This window comes from Lysinibacillus sp. K60, from assembly GCF_019731275.1.
Classification (GTDB): domain Bacteria; phylum Bacillota; class Bacilli; order Bacillales_A; family Planococcaceae; genus Lysinibacillus; species Lysinibacillus capsici.
Map to the genome: position 1 here is coordinate 1 of NZ_JAASJR010000025.1, position 2130 is coordinate 2130.

Annotated in this window: 1 protein-coding gene, 1 tRNA gene and 1 rRNA gene; 2 read left to right on the plus strand and 1 reads right to left on the minus strand. The window is 38.4% G+C overall.

Annotation, left to right across the window (positions count from 1 at the left end; translation table 11 throughout):
* A 5S ribosomal RNA gene (rrf, locus tag HCH28_RS25575) occupies positions 1 to 77 on the plus strand; the annotation flags it as partial.
* Between the two features lie 121 nt (positions 78 to 198).
* On the opposite strand, the gene mbcS is transcribed toward rrf, so the two are convergent.
* Positions 199 to 1785, minus strand: a complete 1587-nt coding sequence (gene mbcS, locus HCH28_RS24755) for an acyl-CoA synthetase MbcS (protein WP_221683488.1) — start codon at positions 1783 to 1785, stop codon at positions 199 to 201.
* A gap of 269 nt (positions 1786 to 2054) precedes the next feature.
* Here mbcS and HCH28_RS24760 point away from each other — a divergent pair.
* A tRNA-Asn gene (locus HCH28_RS24760) sits at positions 2055 to 2128 on the plus strand.
* Positions 2129 to 2130: the final 2 nt, after the last annotated feature.

Sequence of the window (2130 nt, forward strand, 5' to 3'; positions counted from 1 at the left end):
CCGAACACGGAAGTTAAGCTCTTTAGCGCCGATGGTAGTTGGGGGCTTCCCCCTGTGAGAGTAGGACGTCGCTAGGCGCAAAAAGTCGCTGCTGATACACTCAGTAGTGGCTTTTTTTATTTGAGCCGACTATTTTTTATTCATAAATACATAAAAGAAGGTATCCTCAATGGATGCCTTCTTTTTTTGATACTTAACTTAGTGTGTATGAACTGTAGTAGCTCGAAGTTCGATACGGCGAATTTTCCCTGATGTCGTTTTTGGTAACTCATCAATAAAGACGATACTACGAGGGTATTTATAAGGGGCTGTTAACGCTTTAACATGCTCCTGTAGCTCCTTTGTTAACTCCTCTTCATTGCATTCTTTGAAACCTTCTCTTAAGATAACAAATGCCTTTACAATATGCCCCCTAATTTCATCTGGCGCAGCTACAACTGCACATTCTTGTACAGCTTCATGTTTGTTTAATGCATCTTCAACTTCAAATGGTCCGATCGTATAACCAGATGAAATAATAATGTCATCCCCACGACCTTCAAACCAGAAGTAACCGTCTTCATCACATTTTGCTTGATCACCTGTAATATACCAATCCCCACGAAATGCAGCTTGTGTGCGCTCTGGTTCTTTATAATATTCTTTAAATAAAGCTGGTGAAGATTTGTGAACAGCAATATCACCAACTTCGCCAACTGGTGCTTCATTCCCTTCATTGTCGATAATACGTACAATATTACCAGGAGTTGGAACACCCATAGAACCAGGACGTAATTCTGTGTTTTCGAGTGTACCAATTAATAATGTGTTTTCTGTTTGTCCATAGCCGTCACGTACTTTTAGTCCAAAATGATTCATAAATGTTTCGATAACTGGACGATTTAAAGGTTCACCTGCAGAAACGGCACTTCGTAGAGATGATAGATTGTAGTCTTGTAAATTATCGATTTTCGCCATAATCCGGTATTCTGTCGGGGTACAACATAGAACATTAACTTTTTCATCCTGCATTAATTGAAGATAGGTTTTTGCATCGAATCCACCATGATAGACAAAAGCAGTAGCGCCGAGCATGATTGTTGATAAAAAAGGACTCCATATCCACTTTTGCCAACCAGGAGCAGCTGTTGCCCACACGAGGTCCCCTTCACGTACACAAAGCCATTTTGAAGCTGCAGTTCTAATATGTGCATATCCCCAGCCATGTGAATGAACAACGCCTTTAGGTTTACCAGTTGTACCAGATGTATAAGAAAGGAATGCCATGTCATCACGTGTAGTAGCTACAGCTGTAAATGTAGCTGGCTGCTTGCTTGCTAATTCATCTAAAGAAGTCCAATCTCCTTTCGCAGCACCGATCACTAGTTTGTTTTTCAATGCGTATACAGAAGAAGTTATTTGATCAACTTCACTAGTAAAAGCCTCATAAGCAATAACTGCACTAGCAGAAGAATGTTCCATCCGATATTCTAAATCGCTTGCACGTAGCATCTCTGAACATGAAATAGGTACGATACCAGCCTTTAAGCAACCTAGAAAAACGAAATAGGCTTCAGGAAGTCGAGGAATAATAACTAATACACGATCACCTTTTTGAAGCCCCTTCTCCGTAAAAGCGTTTGCGTACTGATTCATTTTTTGGTTAAGCTCGACATAAGAAACTGTACGTCTCTCTTGTTGAGTATTTAACCAACGTATTGCTTGTCGATCACTATCTTGCGAAAATTTTTCTAATTCCTCTGTGATGTTATAAAATTCAGGTGCAATTAAATCATTTGATACCATATTGAACATCCTCCCCCAGACAATTTGATAGAAAATTCATAAAACTATTTTTATTTTAACAATTACAATAATATACAGCAAGAATATTTAGTACGTTAAATAGAAATATTAGAATTAATAGAGAACTATTATGCTTTCAGACGAATATAGGAGCAGTCTTCGACAAAAAATATAAAAATTTTCACAAAATGTGTTGCATTATTTATAATGCTTGCTATAATAATAAATGTACTTAAGAGGTTGTCTAAAACCAAAGTGAATAGCATTGTTCCGAAGTAGCTCAGTTGGTAGTAGCACCTGACTGTTAATCAGGTTGTCGCAGGTTCGAGTCCTGCCTTCGGAGCC

Excerpts from the sequence above, each read along its gene's own strand:
- mbcS (WP_221683488.1), bottom strand. The coding sequence starts at position 1,785 with ATGGTATCAAATGATTTAATTGCACCTGAATTTTATAACATCACAGAG.